The 20861-nt window shown below is 69.2% G+C and carries 17 protein-coding genes; 7 read left to right on the top strand and 10 right to left on the bottom strand.

Annotated elements, in window-relative coordinates:
- Positions 1-36: 36 nt before the first annotated feature.
- From BLR21_RS00485 to BLR21_RS00440, 10 genes are all read right to left on the bottom strand, one after another.
- Positions 37-819: a family 16 glycosylhydrolase gene (locus BLR21_RS00485; RefSeq protein ID WP_090004399.1), complete on the bottom strand. Its 783-nt coding sequence runs from the start codon at positions 817-819 to the stop codon at positions 37-39.
- Between the two features lie 74 nt (positions 820-893).
- Entirely contained in the window at positions 894-1601 is a 708-nt protein-coding gene (locus tag BLR21_RS00480) for a cupin domain-containing protein (RefSeq protein WP_090004398.1), read from the bottom strand.
- Positions 1601-2494, bottom strand: coding sequence for a DUF6807 domain-containing protein (locus BLR21_RS00475; protein WP_090003650.1), 894 nt, complete (start codon positions 2492-2494; stop codon positions 1601-1603). Before BLR21_RS00475 ends, BLR21_RS00480 begins: the two co-directional genes overlap by 1 nt.
- The gene (locus BLR21_RS00470) at positions 2476-3558 is read right to left on the bottom strand and encodes a Gfo/Idh/MocA family protein (protein WP_090003649.1); all 1083 of its coding nucleotides are present in this window, start codon (positions 3556-3558) and stop codon (positions 2476-2478) included. Before BLR21_RS00470 ends, BLR21_RS00475 begins: the two co-directional genes overlap by 19 nt.
- Complete coding sequence (locus tag BLR21_RS00465; protein ID WP_090003648.1) at positions 3555-4865, bottom strand: ABC transporter substrate-binding protein; 1311 nt, start codon at positions 4863-4865, stop codon at positions 3555-3557. Before BLR21_RS00465 ends, BLR21_RS00470 begins: the two co-directional genes overlap by 4 nt.
- A 15-nt stretch (positions 4866-4880) precedes the next feature.
- Positions 4881-5714 (bottom strand): carbohydrate ABC transporter permease, encoded by an 834-nt coding sequence (locus tag BLR21_RS00460; RefSeq protein ID WP_090003647.1) that lies wholly within the window; start codon positions 5712-5714, stop codon positions 4881-4883.
- A complete protein-coding gene (locus tag BLR21_RS00455) occupies positions 5704-6627 on the bottom strand; it encodes a carbohydrate ABC transporter permease (protein ID WP_090003646.1) in 924 nt (307 codons plus the stop codon). The genes BLR21_RS00460 and BLR21_RS00455 overlap by 11 nt, the downstream gene beginning before the upstream one ends.
- A 204-nt stretch (positions 6628-6831) precedes the next feature.
- Positions 6832-7725 carry a cellulose-binding domain-containing protein gene (locus BLR21_RS00450; protein WP_176929389.1) on the bottom strand — a complete coding sequence of 298 codons (894 nt, stop codon included), beginning with the start codon at positions 7723-7725 and terminating at the stop codon, positions 6832-6834.
- Between the two features lie 43 nt (positions 7726-7768).
- Positions 7769-8314 carry a PH domain-containing protein gene (locus tag BLR21_RS00445; protein WP_090003644.1) on the bottom strand — a complete coding sequence of 182 codons (546 nt, stop codon included), beginning with the start codon at positions 8312-8314 and terminating at the stop codon, positions 7769-7771.
- A gap of 170 nt (positions 8315-8484) precedes the next feature.
- Positions 8485-9717: an ROK family protein gene (locus BLR21_RS00440; RefSeq protein WP_090003643.1), complete on the bottom strand. Its 1233-nt coding sequence runs from the start codon at positions 9715-9717 to the stop codon at positions 8485-8487.
- 136 nt (positions 9718-9853) lie between these two features.
- Between BLR21_RS00440 and BLR21_RS00435 the strand changes: the two genes are divergently transcribed.
- The 7 genes from BLR21_RS00435 (at position 9854) to BLR21_RS00405 (ending at position 20812) form a co-directional block, all read left to right on the top strand.
- On the top strand, positions 9854-11518 hold the full coding sequence (locus BLR21_RS00435; RefSeq protein WP_090003642.1) for an ABC transporter substrate-binding protein: 1665 nt from the start codon (positions 9854-9856) through the stop codon (positions 11516-11518).
- Between the two features lie 2 nt (positions 11519-11520).
- Complete coding sequence (locus tag BLR21_RS00430; protein WP_090004397.1) at positions 11521-12519, top strand: ABC transporter permease; 999 nt, start codon at positions 11521-11523, stop codon at positions 12517-12519.
- Positions 12516-14195: a dipeptide/oligopeptide/nickel ABC transporter permease/ATP-binding protein gene (locus BLR21_RS00425; protein WP_090003641.1), complete on the top strand. Its 1680-nt coding sequence runs from the start codon at positions 12516-12518 to the stop codon at positions 14193-14195. The genes BLR21_RS00430 and BLR21_RS00425 overlap by 4 nt, the downstream gene beginning before the upstream one ends.
- A complete protein-coding gene (locus tag BLR21_RS00420; RefSeq protein ID WP_090003640.1) occupies positions 14192-14959 on the top strand; it encodes an ABC transporter ATP-binding protein in 768 nt (255 codons plus the stop codon). Before BLR21_RS00425 ends, BLR21_RS00420 begins: the two co-directional genes overlap by 4 nt.
- The gene (locus tag BLR21_RS00415) at positions 14956-17418 is read left to right on the top strand and encodes a glycoside hydrolase family 2 protein (protein ID WP_090003639.1); all 2463 of its coding nucleotides are present in this window, start codon (positions 14956-14958) and stop codon (positions 17416-17418) included. The genes BLR21_RS00420 and BLR21_RS00415 overlap by 4 nt, the downstream gene beginning before the upstream one ends.
- Positions 17408-18247: a LacI family DNA-binding transcriptional regulator gene (locus BLR21_RS00410; protein WP_090004396.1), complete on the top strand. Its 840-nt coding sequence runs from the start codon at positions 17408-17410 to the stop codon at positions 18245-18247. Before BLR21_RS00415 ends, BLR21_RS00410 begins: the two co-directional genes overlap by 11 nt.
- Positions 18248-18499: 252 nt before the next feature.
- On the top strand, positions 18500-20812 hold the full coding sequence (locus tag BLR21_RS00405; protein WP_090003638.1) for a beta-L-arabinofuranosidase domain-containing protein: 2313 nt from the start codon (positions 18500-18502) through the stop codon (positions 20810-20812).
- Positions 20813-20861 lie beyond the last annotated feature (49 nt).

Below are 20861 nucleotides of genomic sequence, written 5' to 3'. Positions count from 1 at the left end.
AGGTGGCCCCGGTGTTCGCCGGGGCCACCTCACTTTTCACGCCCGCGTGCGTCCGATGTAGACGTTGCGGGCCCGGTAGACGGTCTCCGCGGTAGGGCCCGGGCTGCCGGACGAGCCCTCCATCTGCAGGTTGATGATCACCCAGAGCCGCTTGCCCACGAAGTTCCTCGCGGTGTGCCTGGCGATCCACCTGCCGTCGAGGTAGTAGTGGATGTCGACGTCGGTGCCGTTCACCTTGGTCATCCAGGCGCGGTAGGTGTGCCACGAGCCCGGCGACGAGACGCTGACGATCGAGCTCGACACGTCACTGGACGTCCGGAAGGTGTTGAACCAGTTCCGGTTGTCCCCCTTGAACTCCAGGATGTCGCTCTCGGGTGGCCAGCTGTTTACGCCGGTCAGCCAGAACGCGGGCCAGGTGCCGCGGGTGGACGGCGCCTGGAAGTCGCCCTTCACCTCCCAGTTCGGGAACTGGTCGTTCACCACCACGTGTTCCTTCGCGTGGATCGCGCCGGAGTGGTAGCGGATGGGCAGGTGCGGATCGGCCGAGCTGTAGCCCTCGTCCCAGGAGATGCGCGTCGCCTTCACCGTCAGCACGCCGCCGGAGAGCGACACGTGGTTGTGGTCGCTGGAGCTCGCGTACATCCTGGCCGTGCCGTTGTGGTCGGAACCCCACGGGTAACGGTAGTTCCATTCCGACTCCAGCGCGCCGTAGCCGCTGAAGGAACCTGTCCCGATCACCTCTTCCCACGCCGCCGCGTTCGCGGAGGTCGTGGAGGCGGCGGTGAGGACGACGACGAGTGCGCCTGCTGCGATTCTCATCACCTTACTGTCCTGGACAGACTCGTTGCCACACAACAGTTCCGTCGATTCGACGGACGGTTCGATCGACGGCATCAGTCGTGCGGCGAGCTGCCCTCGGCCGGGTCGTGGACGTCGAGCCGGCCGCACATGCCGAACCGCTGCGGTCCTTCCGCGCGCATCACGTGGATGTCCGCCGCGCCGAGGTGGCCGATGTCGCCGTCCCGCAACCGGTCCAGCTGCTCACCGGTGCGTTCGGCCGACGCCAGCGCGCCGGCGCGCCACCGCTTCTCCCAGGCGTCCAGAACGTCTTGCTTCAGCTGCACGGCGGAACGGTAGAAGTCGTCCAGCGCCGCGCCCTCGCCCTCCTCGACGCGTCGCCGCAACTCCAGGAACCCTTCGAGAGCGAGATCCCTGCGCTGACGGGCGGACTCCTCGTCACCGGCCTGAGCATGCGCGGGGTAGTTCTCCGCGTCGGCCAGCACCTCGGCGGGGAACGTGAACACCGCGTCTCCCGCCTCCGGCAGGCCGCTGTTCTGCATCACGACGATGATCCGCAGGTCGCCGTCGTTGACCAGGCGGTGGATCGTGCCGGGCGTGAACCAGGCGACCGTGCCCTCGCGCAGCGGTGTCTCGGCGAACCCGCGCCGGGTCAGGGTCTGGACGCTGCCCTGACCGCCGATCACGTAGTAGCACTCCGCGCAGGTGAGGTGGACGTGCGGCGAGCCGCCGCACAGCCCGTCCACCGTCGGCCAGTCGTACACCCGCAGACCGGAGATGCCGATCCCCCCAGGAAACGGCATCACCACGGGTGCACCTCCACATAGGACTCCAGTCGGTCGCGGTTCCACTCGCCGTTCGCGACGACGAGCCGGTAGCGCAGGGTCAGCGCCTCGCCGGGCGCCACCTCCACCGGCTCGAAGAAGGCGAACGAGGGGTTGACCGCGGCGAACGGAGCGCTGCGCACGAACCAGTGCGTGCCCTTGTTGTCCGGGTGGTCCAGGAACAGCATCGTCGACGAGCGCTCCACCTCGTCGTGGTGCCCGACGAACGCGAGCCACCGCGCGGCCCTGCCCATCATCTCCTGGCCGGCTCCCCCATCGGCCGCGATGACCTGGCCGTCGGTGAACGAACGCGGGCCGCGCCAGAAGAACCCGGTGTAGCCGGCGAGCTCACGCCCGTTGGTGGTCGGGCTGCCGAACACCAGCGGCTCGGCACGCAGATTCGTCAGGGTGGTGGCGAAATCCAGCGTCCACGAGTCGTCCTCGACGTCGCGCACGGTGAACTGGCGCATCTCGCGCACCCAGTGCTGCCCGGACTCGGTGAACCAGGACAGCAGTTCGTCGATCCGCACCTCGCCTTCCGGCGAGGCGACGGTGAAGTCCTCGTGCCGCATGGTGCCGACGTTGGGCAGCGCCAGGTACCCCTGGTCGCGGACGTACGTGTTGCCGCCCCAGAAGTTCTCCCCCGACACGTCGGTCGCGGTCATCTGCAGGCCCTTGTGCCAGCGGTGGTCATGCGGCCGGAACGCCGTCACCACGTCACCGGCGAGCGTGCGCACCGGATGCAGGTAGGGCTTCGGGCCCTCGAACGCGGGTGTCGACGGCCGGAACACGTACTCGAACAGCTCGACGTCACCCACCGACACGACAAGCGCCTCGTCGTCCTGCCTGGTGATCACCGGTCGTTCGCCCATGGAGCACCGATTCCTTCCATCGTCGCGTAGAACGGACTGTCCGGTCCGATCTGGCCGGCCTTCACCACGGTGCCGGTGAACGCCGAGGCGTACAGCGCCGCGATGAACTCCATGGTGTTCCTGGTGTCCGCGAGGGTCACCGGTGGCGTCTCACCACTGTCCAGTGCGTCGAGGAACTCGGCCATCTGGCACTGGTGGCCGCTCACGATCTCGGACTGCTCTTCCCGCCAGCGCGTCACGACGTCGTCGTGGCCGGGCGCGGGAGTCACCGTCCACTGAGCGTCGGTGTAGCCGTAGAGGTGCTCGACCTCGACCGTGGCGTGCTCGAAGTCGAACCGCAGCTCCGAGGTCTCCCGGGGCGACAGCACAGAGTTGATCACCGAGGCCACCGTGCCGTCGGCGAAGGTCACCAACGCCATGGAGACGTCCTCGGTCGCGACGTCACGTACCTGCCGCACCGCCAAGGCACGGATCTCCTGCCACGGGCCCAGCACGGACAGCATCAGGTCGAACTGGTGGATGCCGTGACCCATCGTCGGGCCACCGCCCTCGCTGTCCCACGAACCGCGCCACGGCACGTCGAAGTAGGCGTCGTCGCGGTACCAGAGAGTGTCGCACTTCGCCACCAGCGACCTGCCGAGGACACCTTCCCCGATCATCCGCCGCAACCGGATCGCGGCGGGACCGAAGCGGTGCTGGAACACCGTCGCGACCCGGCCGGTCGAGGTTCGTTCGGCCGCGACCAGCATGTCGATCTCGCTCAGCGACAACGCCGGTGGCTTCTCCACGAGCACGTTCACGTTCGCCGCGAGGCACTCGAGCGCGAGCGGCACGTGAGCGCGCGGCGGAGTGCAGATGTGCACCACGTCCAGCGGCTCCACGGCGAGCAACGCCGCCACACCGGGGTAGACGCGCGCGACACCCCACTCCTTGGCGAACGCGGCCGCACGCTGGTCGTCGACGTCCACCACGGCTACCAGCTCGATGCGGTCTCCCGCCGCGCGCAACGCCCTGGCGTGGGACGTGGCGATCCCGCCCGTGCCGACGATGGCAGCGCGCCTCACTTCGCCGCGTCCACTTCGGACTGGACTTCCTTGATGAACGACGCGGCCGCGGCCTCTGGCGTGGTCCGGCCGAACAGGACGTCCTCGGTGTGCCGCTTGAGGATCGCGTCGGTCGTGCTGGCGCCGTTCGGCGTGATCCTGGGCGGGTCGCTGACCGGCACCGTGTCGAGGTACTCCTTGGCGGCCTTGTCGGTCTCCTTGAGCTGACCGGCGATCGCCGCGCGGATCTTCACGTTCGCGGGCACGCCACGCTCGGTCAGCAGCACCTTCGCCGCCTCCTCGTCGTTGGCGAGGAAGCTCACGAACGCGGCCGCTTCCGCGGGGTGTTCGGACCGCGAGGAGATCGACCAGAACATGGACGGCTTGTAGTAGGCGCCGGGCGACTTGGCCTGCGACTCCTCAGGCAGCCGCAGCAGCTTCAGCTTCGCACCGCTCGCGGCGGTCAGCGCGGTCAGCTGGGTGTTCCACCACAGGCCGAACGCCGCGGTGTTGGTCGCGGTCGCGGACTGGTTCAGCCCGGCGGAGGCCTTCTCCACGGTGACCGACGGCGGTGCCGCGATCCCGGCTTTCGCGAGGTCCTGGATGTAGGTCCAGTACTTCGTCGCGATCTCGGGCGGCAGGACCACCTTGCCCTCGGCATCGAACAACGCCTTGCCCTGCTGCCGCGCGCGGATGCTCAACCCCGCGGTGTCGTTGATCCCCGGCGACTGCACGCCGAACACCTGACCGCCACCCGCCTTGGACACCTGCTCCCCGATCGACCTCACGTCGTCCCACGTCCACTTCGTGTCGTCGGGAACCGGGATGCCGTACTTCGCGAGCAGGTCGGTGTTGACCACCATCGAGTACATGGCCAGGCCCACCGGCAGCCCGTACTGCTTGCCGTCGACAGCGCCGGTCGCGAGCGCCTTCTGGTCGAAGTCCGCCGTGTCGAGGTGCTTCTTGGCCTCGTTGAGGTCCAGCAGCGCGCCGCGTTCGGCGTAGGAGGCGATGTACTGCTCGTCCATCTGCATGATGTCCGGCGCGTCGTTGGCCGCCATGGTGGTGGCGAGGCTGTCCCAGTAGCCGTTCCACTCCTTGAACTCACCCTTGACGGTGATGTTCGGGTGCTTCTTCTGGAACATCTCGATGACCTGCTGGGTCCGCTTGTGCCGGTCGTCCGCGCCCCACCAGGTGAAGCGCAGCGTCACCGGTTCCGCGGTCAGCTCCCCACCGGCTTCGGAACCGGAGCCGCAGGCCGCGAGCAACGACGCGGTCAGCGACAGCAGGACCGTCAACGCGGTACGGCGGCGGAGTCCTCTGAGCATGTCCGTTCCTTTCGGCTACTTGCCACCGGTCGTGGCGATTCCCTTGACGAGGTACCGCTGGCCGATGAGGAAGGCGAGGAAGATCGGGATGATCGACACGACGCTCATCGCGAACTGGGAGCCCCACGACGTGGCGACCGTCGAGTCGACGAACGAGCGCAGGGCGACGGGCACCGTGTACATGTCCGGGTCCGTCAGATAGATCAGCTGGGTGAAGAAGTCGTTCCAGGTCCAGATGAACGTGAAGATCGTCGTGGTGGCGAGCGCCGGCTTCATCAGCGGCAGGATGATCTGCGCGAAGATGCGCGGGTGACCGCAGCCGTCGATGCGCGCCGCCTCGTCCAGCTCCTTCGGCAGCCCCCGGATGAACTGGACCATCAGGAAGACGAAGAACGCGTCGGTGGCGAGGATCTTCGGCACGATCAGCGGCAGGAACGTGTTGACCCAGCCGATGTTCGAGAACAGCACGTACTGCGGCACGATGATCACGTGGATCGGCAGCATGATCGTGCCGAGCATGATGCCGAACCACCACCGCTTGCCGCTGAAGTTCAGCCGGGCGAACGCGTAGGCCGCCATCGAGCACGACACGAGGTTGCCGACGATGCAGCCCAGCACCAGGACGGCCGAGTTGAGCAGGTACGTCCCGAACGACGGGCTGAGCGCGTACCAGCCCTCGGTGTAGTTCTCGGCGTGCAGGCTGTCGATGATCAGGCCGGGACTGCGGAAGATCTCGTCGCCCGGCCGCAACGAGCTCGCGATCATCCACAGCACCGGGTACAGCATCACGAACCCGATCAGGACCAGGCCGAGGTGCTTGACGGGGGTGGCGAGCCTTCTAGTCGTCATAGAACACCCAGTACTTCGCCGCCCAGAAGTTGATCGCGGTGAACGCCGCGATGATCAGCAGCAGGAACCACGCCAGCGCCGACGCGTATCCCATGTCGAACCGGCTGAAACCCTGCTGGTACAGGTAGAGCGTGTAGAACATGGTCGAGTCGGACGGCCCGCCGGTGCCGCCGGAGACGACGAACGCCTGCGTGAACGACTGGAACGCGTGGATGATCTGCAGCACCAGGTTGAAGAACAGGATCGGCGAGAGCAGCGGCAGGGTGATCCGCCGGAACTGCGACCGCCTGCTCGCCCCGTCGATCGCGGCGGCCTCGTAGTAGACCTCCGGGATCTGCCTCAGCCCGGCCAGGAAGATGATCATCGGCGAGCCGAACGTCCACACGTTCAGCACGATCAGCGTCGACAGCGCGGTGTCCGGGTCGGAGATCCAGCCCCTGCCCTCGACGCCGAAGAACCCCAGCACGCGGTTCACCAGTCCGTCGGTGCCGAACACCTGCGTCCACAGCACCGCGATCGCCACGCTCGACCCGAGCAGTGACGGCAGATAGAACGCCGAGCGGTAGAACGCGAGCCCGCGCAGCCCGCGGTTGAGCAGCAGCGCGACGCCCAGTGCGCACGCCAGCTGCAGGGGCACGGACACGAGCACGTAGGTGAACGTGACCCGCAGGGCGTTGTGCAGCCGGGAGTCGCTGAGGATGCGCAGGAAGTTGTCGAATCCGATGAACCTCGGCGGCTGGATCAGGTTGTACTTCGTGAAGCCCAGCGCGAAGGACGCGATCACCGGTCCGATCGTGACCAGGAGCAGCCCGGCGAACCAGGGCGCGAGGAACCAGAACGCGGCTCTGTTGTCGCTTTTCCGTACCTGGACGCCACCCCGGCGCAGTTGACGCAGTTCGTCTAGAGCGCTCATCGACCCCCGACCTCGCCGTGTGGAAAACGCTTTCCGGAGTCTGCATCGGTGCCAGATGAGCGTCAAGCGAGCTGTCGAATGCCGTCGAACGACCGGTCGAACGGCGTCGAACCAGGTTTCGAAACCATGGCCGCAGTTGTGACGCCGTCCCACTGCTGCCGCTGAAGCTGTTGCGCCCCAGCGCAAAGCCTCACCAGCGAGTCCCTACTCCACCGCGCACTTCACGCCGTTGAGCGAGAACGCGCCCGGCGGGACCGGACGACCGCGGGAGTTGCCGTTGAAGCCGAACTGCACCGACTTGCCCGCCGCGATCTGCCGGTTGTAGCTCATGTTCGCGGCGCTGACGCTCGACCCGTACTGCCTGCCGGAGGCGTCCCACATCTCACGGACGCTCTCGCCGTTCGAGAAGGCCCACTGCAGGGACCAGCCGTTCACCGCGGCGGTACCGGTGTTGCGCACGGTCACGCTCGCCTGGAACCCGCCCTGCCACTGGCCGGTGATCCGGTAGGAGGCGGCGCAGGCCTTCGCCGGAGGCGGCGGGGTCGTGGTCGTGGTCGTCGGAGGCGGTGGTGGAGGCGCGGAAGTCGTGGTCGTTGTGGTGGGGGCGGGTTTGGAGGTGTCGGACCCTTCGCAGGGCGGGCCCCACAGCCCTCGCCTGGCCGCGGCCGCCTCGTCCCGGGCGTTGATCAGCGGCCCGCTCTCGACACCCTCGGGCTTCAGTGCACCCTGCTGCACGGCGAGCACGGCGTAGTCGGTGCCGTTCTCCAGTTCCAGGTCCACCACGCCGATCTCCAGCCCGGTGAACCTGACGGAGCTCGCCAGCAGCGTCGACCTGGCGAAGGAGAGCGAGGCCTCCGCGAAGCACGCCTTCGGTTCCGCCAGCGACGCGACGCGGACTTTAGTGCCGTCGGCGAACTCGACGGTCCGAGCATCGATCACGTCCCGCACGACGGTGAGCACGTCCTGCGGCGGCACCACCTCGTTGACCAGCGTCGGCGGTTTCAGCGGGGACCGGGGCGACGGCGACGGTGCCGCGGGTTCCGCCGAGCACGCGCCCGTGAGCAGCAACAACATCACCAGCAGGTGCTTGCGCGCCACCGTCATTCTCCCCTGACAGGCTGTCTCGTGTGGACGACAGTACTCACCCGCGCCACAGCCCGATCCAGGCGACGACGAGCAGGAACGCCACCATGCCCGCGAAATGCCACGGCGCCAGGTCGAGACTCTTGCGCACACCACCGCCATCGGACGGCGCCGGGTGCGGCCGGTGCTGCTCGATGGCCTCCCGGATCCGGGACTGCACCCGGCTGCCCCGCAACGAGCTGGCCGCGGAGAAGGCGCCGACGGCGACGTTGATCCGCTGCCCCGAGGTCGTGACGAGGGCGACCTCCCGCGTGGCCTCGACCGACGCGAGCTCGGCCCACGGCACCCAGTACCGGCGGAACCAGTTCACCACCAGCACCCCCGAGTCGTGGATCTCCACCACCGAGTGCGCGCCGACCATCCACATGAACCACGTGAGCGGCGCCATGATCGCGATGAACTCCAGCTGGTGCCCGAACCCGTTGCCGGGGAACGGGTTGAGCAGCACGTACGTGCTCGTGCCGAGCGCGCCCAGCGTCACGATCCAGCTGAAGGTGCTGTCGAACTTCCTGCGCAGCACCACCGCTGCCCTGCCCCGGCTCATGCGCACACCCTAGTGGCGCGGCCCGGAACGTCGGCGAGGTAATCCGCGCTCAGCAGGGCGCCTCCACGCCCCCGTACAACCAGTACGTGGACGTGGGGCCGACACCACGACGCACCCGTCTGACCCCGAACTCCCCCGGCAACGTTCCGGGCCACACCACTGGATCCCACTCAGCGGACCAGTTGCCCGAACACGGGCGGCTCCTCGGCCGCCAGGTCGTCCGGCAGCCGCAGGCCCTGACGCCGCGGCACCAGCTCCGACTGCAGCACGATCGCCGCGGCGCCGATCGCGGGCGCCGACGCCGCCGACGGCGACAGCCGCACGGAGATCGGGTGGGCGTCGCGCGCGATGAACGCGCTGTCGAGCTCGGCGCGCAGCACCGGCAGGTAGACCGAGCCGGCGATCGCGAAGCTCGGGCCGGTGAGCACCAGCACCTCCAGGTCCAGCACGTTCGCCAGCGTGCGCGCGGCGGCCGCGAAGTACCTGGCGGACCGTTCGAGCAACGCGACCGCGCGGGTGTTGCCCTGCCGGGCCGCCCTGCTGATCGCCGCGAAGTCCGCCGCGATCGGCGTGACCGCGCGGGTCCGGCCTCCGACCAGGCCCGCCGCGCGGCTCAGTGCCCGGTCGGCCCGTGCCTGCTCCACGACCGCGGCGGGACCGGCCAGCACCTCCAGGCACCCACGCGCGCCGCACCGGCACCACGGGCCGTCGATGTCGAGGCAGGTGTGGCCGATCTCGCCGGTGTGACCGCTCGGGCCCCGGTAGGTGGCGCCGCCGAGCACGACGCCCGCGCCGACGTCCGTTCCCATGAACAGCGCGGCGAACGTCGACGTCGCGCCGACGCCGCCGGACCAGTGCTCGCCGATCGCCGCCGCCGTCGCGTCGTTGTCGAGCACCACCGGCAGGCCCGTCGCCCGCTCGAGCGCACGGCCGAACTCGTGGTGCTCCGACGGACGTGCCGCCACGAGTCCCAGCCCGAGGATTCGATCGCGTTCGACGCCGACGCTGTCGATCAGCGCGCCGACCTCGCGAGCCACCCTGGCGACCACGGCCGCCGGCTCGTCGGCGGCCGCGCCCGCGCGCGAGATCCTGGCGACGACCGCTCCGCCGAGGTTGGTGAGTACGTAGGTGATCCGCGCGTCGTCGAGGTGCACGCCGACGGCGTAGCGCGCGAAGTGGTTGAGCTGCAACATGACCCGGCGCTTGCCGCCGGTCGACTCGGCGTGCCCGGTCTCGGCCACCAGTCCCTCGTCGATCAGGCCGCGCACGACGGTGGAGATCGTGCCGCCGGTCAGGCCGGTGGCGTTGACGAGGCCGACGCGGCTGATCACGCCCGCCGCCCTGACCAGGTCCAGCACGGCCGCCCTGGTGCTGGCGTGGGTTACCCGCGCCGGTCCGCTCACAGCACTCCTCCGTCGAACGACGAACTTGATCCATCGACAACCTCGGGATCAGTAAAGCATCCCGAGGCGTTGACTTTCTTTGTTTAGTAACTGAAGAATCCTCGCGGCGAACCACCCAGCCTCGGGAGGATCAACGATGTTCCTGCACAAGCGGCTCTGCGCATTAGGTCTCGCGGTCCTCGTCGCGGCCACTGCTGCCTGCTCCGGCTCCAGTGGCGCGGGCCGGCCACGCGACACGCTCGTCGTCTACACCGGGCAGGCCGGCGACTTCCAGCTGAACTTCAACCCGTACGCCCCCACCCAGATCGAGGGGCCCGGAACGATCTACGAACCGCTGTTCTTCTTCAACATCGCGAAGGACGGACCGCCGAAGCCCGTGCTCGGCACCGAGTTCGGGTGGAACACGGACGGCACGGAGCTGTCCGTCACCCTGAGAGACGACGTGACCTGGTCCGACGGCGAGAAGTTCACCGCCGAGGACGTCAAGTTCACGTTCGACATGGTCGCGAAGACCCCGGCCGTCAACAAGACCGGCTTCAAGGGGACGACAACCGCCGTCGACGACACGCACGTGGTCATCAAGTTCCCTGAACCGTCCTACATGGACGGACCGCAGGTGCTGGGCCAGCTGTGGATCATGCCCGAGCACGTCTGGAAGAACTACCCCACGCCCGCGACCGAGGTGAACGCGAACCCGGTCGGCACCGGTCCGTTCCAGCTCGGCGAGTTCAAGGCGCAGTCGTTCACCCTCAAGGCGAACCCGAAGTACTGGGGCGGCGAGCCGGCCGTGAAGCAGGTCCGCTACCTGTCGCTGTCGGGCAACCAGGCGGGCGTCGACGCGCTCAAGGCCGGTTCGATCGACTGGCAGACCGGCCCGGTCCCGGACGTCAAGGACGTCGAGAAGAACTACCCCGGCTACAAAATCGTCACGTTGCCACTCAACCAGGTCGCGCTGTTCACGTGCTCCGACGCGCGGCTCGGCTGCCAGGGACCGCAGACCGATCCGGCCGTGCGCAGGGCGATCTACCACGGGATGAACCGCACCCAGATCAACTCGCTGGCCTTCCAGAACACCGGCAGCGAGATGTCCCCCGGCTTCACGCTCCAGCCGCGCGACACGGCGTTGCTGTCGGACAAGCTGACCGACCGCATGGCACCGATGAACGCCGACGTCGCCAAGGCCACCGAACTGCTCACGTCCGCCGGGTACGTCAAGGGTGCGGACGGCATCTACGCCAAGGACGGGAAACCGCTGGCACTGACCGTGAAGGTGGTCGCCGGCTGGACCGACTACATCACCGCGCTGGAGACCCTGAGCCAGCAGCTGCTCCAGATCGGCGTCAAGATCACCCCGCAGCAGCTGTCGTGGAACGAGTGGGCCGACGCGCGTGGCCGCGGCCAGTTCGAGCTGCTGATCGACTCGGTCGAGCAGGGCCCGGCGCCGGACCCGTACTACACCTACAGCTACTTCTTCTCGACCGCCACCACCGCGCCGGTCGGGCAGGCCGCCAACCCGAACTTCGCCCGGTTCAGCAACCCGGCCGTGGACGCGGCGCTGGCCGAGCTCAAGAAGACCGACCGCGGCGACCCCGCACGGCAGGCGCACTACGACACCATCCAGGTCGAGCTCGAGAAGTCCATGCCATACATCCCGGTGCTGACCGGCGGTGTGCCGAACGTGTACAACGACAAGGCGTTCACCGGCTGGCCGACGAAGGACGACCTCTACGCGTTCCCCGCCGTGTGGAAGCGGCCGGACGCCTCGCAGGTGTACGCGAAGCTCACGCCCGCCGGATCCTGACGATGGGCTACCACCTGCGCAAGGTCGCCTTCTACCTGGTGGCGCTGTGGGCGGCGGTGACGCTGAACTTCGTCATCCCGCGGCTGCTGCCGGGCAACCCGGTGGACATCCTGATGGCCAAGCTCCAGCAGCGCGGCGGGTCCGTCGACCCCGCCGCCCGCCAGGCCTACGAGACGTTGCTCGGCACCGGCGGGCGCGACTCGTTCGCCCAGGAGTACCTGGCGTACCTGGGGAACCTGCTGCGCGGGGACCTCGGGGTGTCGGTCAGCGCGTTCCCGGCGAAGGTCACCGACGTGATCGGCGACTCGCTGCCGTGGACGATCGTGCTCGTCGGGCTCGCTACGCTGATCTCGTTCGTGCTCGGGGTCGGGCTCGGCGCGCTCGTCGGCTGGAAGCGCGGCACCTGGCTCGACTCGCTGGTGCCCGCGACCACGATGCTGTCCGCGGTGCCGTACTTCTGGCTGGCGCTGATCCTGGTCGCGCTGCTCTCGTCGGGGCTCGGCTGGTTCCCGCTCAACGGCGGCTACGACGTGGTCCTCGATCCCGGCTGGAGCCCGGAGTTCCTCGGTTCGGCGCTCTACCACGGCACGCTGCCCGCGCTGACGATCGTGCTCTCCTCGGTCGGCGGCTGGTTGCTCGGCATGCGCAACATGATGGTGTCGGCCATGTCGGAGGACTACGTGCTGACCGCACGGGCCAAGGGCCTGACCGGCAGCCGGGTCATGGTCCGGTACGCGGCGCGCAACGCCGTGCTGCCCTCCGTCGCCGGGTTCGCGATCTCACTCGGGTTCGTCGTGTCCGGGTCGATCGTCACCGAGCAGGTCTTCTCCTACCCCGGCATCGGCTCGAAGCTGCTGCAGGCCGTGCAGAACAACGACTACGCGCTCATGCAGGGGATCTTCCTGGTGATCACGATCGCGGTGCTCGGCGCGAACCTGGTCGTCGACCTGCTGTACGGGCTGATCGACGCCCGCACGAGGGATCGGAGCACGGTGTCATGACCTGGTCGGGAAAACTCGCCGCAGGGCTCGGCCTTGCGGGTCTGATCGTCCTCTTCGGACTTCTCGGTCCGCTGCTCACCGGTGATCCCGCCACGATCAGGGACATCGGGCTCACCCCGCCCGGCGACGGGCACCTGCTGGGCACCACGATCACCGGCCAGGACGTGCTCGCCCAGCTCACCCACGCCACCCGCGGGTCGTTGTGGATCGGCGTGCTCGTCGGGGTCATGGCAACGGTGCTGTCCGGTGTCTTCGGCATCGTCGGCGCGTACGCGGGCGGTGTCGTGGACGAGGCGTTCTCGTTGTTCTCCAACGTGATGCTGGTGATCCCCGGCCTGCCGCTGGTGATCGTCGTCGCCGGGTTCGTGCCCGCCGACCAGCGCGGTACGTGGACGATCTCGCTGGTGCTCGCGATCACCGGGTGGGCGGCAGCCGCCCGAGTGCTGCGCGCGCAGACGTTGTCGTTGCGCAACAGGGACTACGTGGCCGCCGCACGGGTGTCCGGCGAGAAGACGTGGCGGGTGATCTGCATGGAGATCCTGCCGAACCTGTTGCCGATTCTGGCCTCCCAGTTCGTGTTCGCCGTCGTCCTCGCGATCCTGAGCGAGGCGGGCCTGTCGTTCCTCGGGCTCGGGGCGGCCGACTCCTCAACGCTCGGCACGATGCTCTACTACGCGCAGAACGGCTTCGCGCTGCAACGTGAAGCGTGGTGGTGGTTCGTCCCGCCGGGGTTGATCATCGCCCTGTTCGGTGGCGCGCTCGCCCTCGTCAACTTCAGCATCGACGAGATCATCAACCCCGCGCTGCGCGACCGGGTCCGGCGCCGGCGTGACGTCGTGGCCACCACACCCGTGGCAGCGCCTGTGGACGAGGACGTGGTGCTGACGGTCAGCGACCTCAACGTCGTCTACCAGGGCGCCACACCCGTGCACGCCGTCAAGAACGTGTCGCTCACGTTGCGGCGCGGCGAGATCCTCGGGCTGGCGGGCGAGTCCGGCTGCGGCAAGACCACGCTCGCCTACGCGATCAACCGCCTGCACCGGCCGCCGGCCGAGGTCACCTCGGGGTCGGTCGTGCTCGACGGCGTCGACGTGCTGGCGCTGGGCCCGGAGGAGCTCCGCGCGTTCCGGTGGGTCAGGCTGTCCATGGTCTTCCAGGGCGCCATGAACTCCCTGAACCCGGTCACCCCGATCCGCGCGCAACTGCAGGACGTCCTGCGCACGCACCGCCCGTCGATGTCCACTTCGGACCGGGAAGCACGGTGTGCGGAGGTGCTCCGGCTCGTCGGCGTCGACCCGGCCAGGCTCGGCTCCTACCCGCACGAGCTGTCCGGCGGCATGCGGCAACGCGTGATGATCGCCATGGCGTTGCTGCTCGAACCGCAGGTCATGATCATGGACGAGCCCACCACCGCTCTGGACGTGCTGGTGCAGCGCGAGATCCTCAACGAGATCAAGCGCCTGCGCGACGAGCTGCGGTTCGCGGTCGTGTTCATCACGCACGACCTGCCGTTGCTGCTGGAGCTGAGCGACCGGATCGCGGTGATGCGCGGTGGCGAGGTCGTCGAGTACGCGACGGCCGAGGAGATGTACCTGCGGCCACAGCATCCCTACACGCGGCAGCTGCTCGCGTCGTTCCCCAGCCTGACCGGCGAGCGAGGAGCCCTGATCCGATGACCACGCTCGAAGTTCGCGACCTCACCAGGACTTTCCACCGGCACCGCGCGGTCGACGGTGTCTCCTTCACGCTCACCGCCGGCCGGACCGTCGCGCTGGTCGGCGAGTCCGGGTCGGGCAAGTCGACGATCGCGAGGATGATCGCCCGCCTGATCCGTCCCACCTCCGGTGAGATCACGCTGACCGGCCAGGGCGGCGAACCCGTGGCGCGGCGGGCGTACCGCGACCACGTGCAGATGATCTTCCAGGACCCGTTCGCCTCGCTCAACCCGTTCCACACCGTCGAACATCACCTCGCCCGGCCACTGCTGCTGCATGGCCGTTCGCGTGCGGAGGTGCCCCACCTGCTGGAGCGCGTGAGCCTCACCCCGGACCTCGCCGGCCGCCGGCCGCACGAGCTGTCCGGCGGACAGCGGCAACGGGTGGCGATAGCCCGCGCACTCGCACCGGGCGCGAAGGTGATCATCGCCGACGAACCGGTGTCCATGCTGGACGTCTCGATCCGGCTCGGCGTGCTCAAGCTGCTCGACCGGCTGCAACGCGAGGAGGACCTCGCGGTCCTCTACATCACGCACGACCTGGCCACCGCCCGGCACTTCTCCGACGAGGTCCTGGTGATGCACCGGGGCCGCATCGTCGAACGAGGACCCGGCGACGACGTGCTCCTGCGTCCGCAGGACCCGTACACCCGGCAGCTCGCCGCCGCCGCGCCCGATCCGGAAGCCCGTTTCCGACAAGCTTTCCGACAAGGAGGACAGCCTTGATCCGCCAGTACCTGCACGACGGCTGGCAGCTGACCGCGGCCACGAACGAGGTGCCGGACAACATCCGGGGCCGCACGGTGCCCGCCGCGGTGCCCGGCAGCACCCACCTCGACCTGCTCGCGTCCGGGCTGATCACCGACCCGTTCCTCGACCGGGCGGAGGAGGAGCTCGCCTGGATGCACCGTGCGGACTGGCGCTACAGCACCACCTTCCTCGCTGCCACGGCCAGGCCGGGGCAACGGGCCGACCTCGTGTTCGACGGCCTCGACACCATCGCCACCGTCGAGCTGAACGGGCACATGGTCGGGCAGACGGCGAACATGCACCGCGGCTACCGGTTCGACGTCCGCGAGTTCCTGGTGGACGGCGGCAACGACCTGACGGTGTCGTTCTCGTCGGCGCTGGCGCACGCCGAGAAGGTCGAGGCCGCTCTCGGCAGCCGGCCGCACGTCAACGCGCACCCGTTCAACATGGTCCGCAAGATGGCGTGCAGCTTCGGCTGGGACTGGGGCCCGGACCTGCAGACCGCGGGCATCTGGCGGCCGGTGCGGCTGGAGCGCTGGCACACCGCGCGCCTGGCGCAGGTTCGTCCGATCGTCACCGTCTCCGCGGACGGGACCGGCCAGGTCGAGCTGCACGTCGACGTCGAGTGGACGCCGGACGCCGCCGAGAACCTGACACTGCTGATCACCGTGGGCGCGCACAAGCGCACCGTCACCGTCCCGGCCGGGCAGACGACCGTGGTCGCCCGCGTGGACGTGCCCGGCGCCGAGCTCTGGTGGCCGGCCGGACACGGCGGACAGCCGCTCTACAACCTGGACGTCGTGCTGCGCGGCGAGTCCGAGCGGCTCGACAGCACGGCCAGGCGGATCGGGTTCCGCACGATCACCGTCGACACGACCCCGGACGAGCACGGCACCCCGTTCACCGTCGTCGTGAACGACCGGCCGCTCTTCGTCAAGGGCGCCAACTGGATCCCCGACGACCACTTCCTCACCAGGATCACCCGTGAGCGGCTGGTACGGCGGGTGGACCAGGCCGTGGCCGCGCACGTCAACCTGCTGCGGGTGTGGGGCGGCGGGATCTACGAGTCCGACGACTTCTACGACGTCTGCGACGAACGCGGAGTCCTGGTGTGGCAGGACTTCCCGCTCGCGTGCGCCGCGTACCCGGAGGAGGAGCCGATCCGCGGCGAGCTGGAGGCCGAGGCCCGCGAGAACGTCGCGCGCCTGATGTCCCACGCCTCGCTGGCGTTGTGGAACGGCGGCAACGAGAACCTCTGGGGGTTCGCCGACTGGGGCTGGCCCGAGCAGCTGGACGGCCGGACATGGGGTTCGCGCTACTACGACGAACTGCTGCCCGGGATCGTGGCCGAGCTGGACCCGACCCGGTTCTACTGCCCCGGCAGCCCGTACAGCCCGGTGGACGGCTTGCATCCCAACGACGAGGACCATGGCACGCGTCACGACTGGCACGTCTGGAACGAGGCCGGCTACGAGCACTACCGCGACCACGTGCCGCGGTTCTGCTCGGAGTTCGGCTTCCAGGGCCCGCCGGCGTGGGCCACGCTCACCCGCTGGATCCACGACCGGCCGCTGGCCCCGGACGCGCCGAGCTTCCTGGCGCACCAGAAGGCCGAGGACGGCAACGGGAAGCTCGCGCGCGGACTGGCGGCACGCCTGCCCCTGCCGGCGCGGTTCGAGGACTGGCACTGGGCGACGCAGCTCAACCAGGCGCGGGCGGTGGGCTTCGGCATCGAGCACTTCCGCTCGTGGTGGCCGCGCACGGCCGGTGCGATCGTGTGGCAGCTCAACGACTGCTGGCCGGTCACGTCCTGGGCGGCGATCGACAGCGAGGAACGGCTCAAACCGCTGTGGTACGGGCTTCGGCACGCCTACGCGCCCCGGCTGCTCACCTTCCAGCCGCGCGGTGACCGGCTCGTGCTCGTCGCCGTCAACGACCACGACGAGCCGTGGGACGCGCACCTCACCCTTGATCGGCAGACGTTCCGGGGTGTCACGCTGCACCTGACTAGACTGCGCCGGACGGTGCCACCCCGCTCGGTCCTCTGCCTGGACCTGGAGGACGCGCTGTTGCAGCCGGCGAACGACGATGCGGAGGTGATCGTGGCGACCACCGCCGAAGCCCGCGCGATCCTCCCGTTCCGGGAGGATGTCGAGCTCTCGTACGACCCGAGTCCCCTTGCCGCGCAGGCACAAGCCGTGCGCGGCGGGTACGAGGTCGAGGTGCGGGCCGGCTCGTTCGCGCGGGACGTCGCCGTCCTGGCCGACCGGGTGGCGCCGGACGCGGTCGTGGACGACTCGCTTGTGCCGTTGCTGGCCGGAGAGGTGCGCGTGTTCCACATCCGCACGGACGCCGTCGTCGACCCGGCGGCCTTCACCGATCCGCTGGTCCTGCGCTGTGCCAACGACCTCCGTGCGGTGCCCGATGTCCGGTGAACCGACGGGCGCCGTGGGCCTGGTGCTCGCGAGGCCCGCACGCCTGCTCGGGGTCGAGCCGTTCTTCATGGAGTTCATCGCGGGCATCGAGGAACGGCTCGCCGAGCGCGACCTGTCCGTGCTGCTGCACATCGTGGCGGACCACGAGGCCGAGATCGCCGCCTACCGCCGCTGGGCGAGCCGCGGCCTGGTGGACGCCGTCGTCGTGGTGAACCCGGTGGCGGACGACCCGCGCCCGGCCGTGCTCGCGGAGATCGCGCTGCCCGCGGTGGTCGTCGGCGACGATCCCCGGCTGCCCTCGGTCCGCACCGACCACGCCGGGCCGGTCACCGAGGCGCTCGGGCACCTGCTCGACCTGGGACACCGGCGGATCGCCAGGGTCACCGGCCCCTCGGCGTTGCTGCACACCCAGGCCCGCACGGACGCGCTGCTGGCCGGCTGCGCACGGGCGGGCGTCGACCCGGTGATCGTCGAGGGCGACTACTCCGAGGAGGCGGGCGCCAAGCTCACCACCGCGCTCCTGAGCGGGCCGGAGCCACCCACCGCGATCCTCTACGACAACGACGTGATGGCCGTGGCGGGACTCGCCGCGGCCGCCGAGCTCGGTGTCGCGGTGCCGGACCACCTCAGCCTGGTGGCGTGGGACGACTCGACGCTGTGCCGGCTCGCCTCCCCCGCCCTCACGACCATGAGCGTCGACGTCCACCAGTTCGGCGTGTCGGTGGCGGAGTCGGTGCTGGAACGGATCGACGGCGGCCCGGTCACGCCGCGCTGGTCGCCAACCGCCCACTACCTCGTGCGCGGCACGACGGCATCCGCGTCCACTTAGGACACGTTCGGCCCTGAGCGCACGAGGTCGTCATCCCCGCACGCAGGCATCCGACCTGACGATCGGGCGCCCCGAGGATCAGCCTTTGTGAACGCTAACAGATCTGGGCCGAACACGGCATGAGAGATGCTCCCGGTCGTGCAATCACGCAAAGTTAACGCTCACATTGAGCGTTGACCTCTCGGCAACCTCGTGGCTACATTCCGTTGCAGCGCCGCGACCGCAGTTTCGCCGAGCGACTGGAGCATCCTCATGTCCTCATCGTTGAGTCGACGCAGGCTCTTCCAAGCCGCGGGCGTGGCCGCCATCGCGACCACGGCGCCGTCCCTGGTGGCGGGGCCGGCGCAGGCGGCCTCGGTACCGCCGGTGCGCGCCGACGCCGGCGTGTCGGCCCACCCGTTCGACCTGTCCGAGGTCCGGCTGACCCAGGGCCGGTGGCTGGACAACCAGAACCGGACGCTGTCCTACCTGCGTTTCGTCGACGTCGACCGGCTGCTCTACAACTTCCGCGCCAACCACCGGCTGTCCACGAACGGCGCCGCCGCGCTGGGCGGCTGGGAGGCGCCGGACTTCCCCTTCCGCACGCACAGCCAGGGGCACTTCCTCACCGCGTGGGCGCAAGCCTGGGCGGTCCTGGGCGACACGACGTGCCGGGACAGGGCGAACCACATGGTCGCGGAACTGGCCAAGTGCCAGGCGAACAACGCGGCAGCCGGCTTCAACACCGGATACCTGTCAGGCTTCCCCGAGTCGGACTTCGACGCGCTGGAGAACGGCTCCCCCAAGTCCGTCTCGTACTACTCGCTGCACAAGACCCTCGCCGGGCTGCTGGACGTGTGGCGCCACATCGGCAACACCCAGGCGCGCGACGTGCTGCTGCGCTTCGCCGGATGGGTCGACTGGCGCACGGCCCGGCTGTCCTACAGCCGGATGCAGTCCGTTCTGGGCACCGAGTTCGGCGGCATGAACGCCGTGCTCGCCGATCTCTACCAGCAGACGGGCGACTCACGCTGGCTGACAGCGGCCCAGCGGTTCGACCACGCCGCCGTGTTCGACCCGCTCGCGGCCGGCCAGGACCGCCTCAACGGCCTGCACGCCAACACCCAGGTGCCGAAGTGGATCGGCGCGGCACGCGAGTACAAGGCGACGGGGACCACCCGCTACCGCGACATCGCCCTCAACGCGTGGAACATCACCATCGGCGCGCACACCTACGCCATCGGCGGCAACAGCCAGGCAGAGCACTTCCGCGCACCGAACGCCATCGCCGCCTACCTGAGCACCGACACGTGCGAGGCGTGCAACACCTACAACATGCTCAGGCTGACGCGCGAACTGTGGCTGACCGACCCCGGCCGGGCGGCCTACTTCGACTACTACGAGCGCGCCCTGCTCAACCACCTGATCGGCCAGCAGAACCCGGCGGACCCCCACGGCCACACCTGCTACTTCACCGGGCTCAACCCCGGGCACCGGCGCGGTGACACCGGCCCTGCGTGGGGCGGCGGCCACTGGAGCACGGACTACAGCACGTTCTGGTGCTGCCAGGGCACCGGACTGGAGACCAACACCAAGCTCGCCGACTCGATCTACTTCTTCAGCGGCAGCACCCTCACCGTGAACCTGTACGCGCCGTCGGTGCTGACGTGGTCGTCCCGGCGCATCACCGTCACCCAGACCACGAGCTACCCGGCGAGCGACACCACGACGCTCACCGTCACCGGCAACGCGGCCGGCTCGTGGACGATGCGGTTGCGCATCCCCGCCTGGACCACGGGCGCGACCGTCAGCGTCAACGGCGTGGCGCAGAACGTGACCACGACGCCCGGCACCTACGCGACCCTGACGCGCTCATGGACGTCCGGCGACGTGGTGACGCTGCGGCTGCCGATGCGCGTGATCGCCCAGCCCGCCAACGACAACCCCGGTGTCGTCGCGCTGACCTACGGCCCGGCGGTGCTCGCGGGCAACTACGGCGACACCAAGCCCTCCGGGCTGCCGTCACTGGACGTCGGCTCCGTTACACGCACCAGCACCTCGACGCTGGCGTTCACCGCGACGGCGAACGGAACGCGGATCAACCTCGGGCCGTTCCACGACGCCCACGGCTTCAACTACAACGTCTACTGGAACACCGGCGGCGCCACCGCGAGCCACCGGCTGGTCAACGCGGCCACCGGCATGGTGCTGGGCATCCAGCACATGTCCACAGTGGATGGTGGCCTCGCCGTGCAGTGGCACGACAGCGGAACCGCCGACCACGACTGGCAGCTCGTCACCGACGGGTCGGACATGCGACTGCGCAACGTCCACAGCGGCAAGGTCCTCGGCGTGGAGAACATGTCCACGGCCGACAACGCCCGCGTCCTGCAGTGGTCCGACAACGGGACCGCCGACCACAGGTGGACGTTCGTCCCCGGCGGCGACGGCACCTACAAGATCCGCAACGCCCACAGCGGCAAGCTGCTCGGCGTCCTCAACGGCTCCACCACCGCCGGCGCGCAGGTCGTGCAGGACTCGGACAACGGCACCGCGGACAACCGCTGGCGCCTGGTCGCGAACTGAAACGCGTGGTGCGTGTCCCCGGTGGTTTCCGCAGACACGCACCACGTCG

The organism is Lentzea albidocapillata subsp. violacea (assembly GCF_900100275.1).
In the GTDB taxonomy this organism is placed as follows: Bacteria; Actinomycetota; Actinomycetes; order Mycobacteriales; family Pseudonocardiaceae; genus Lentzea; species Lentzea violacea.
This window is presented reverse-complemented; position numbering and strand designations above follow the sequence as displayed.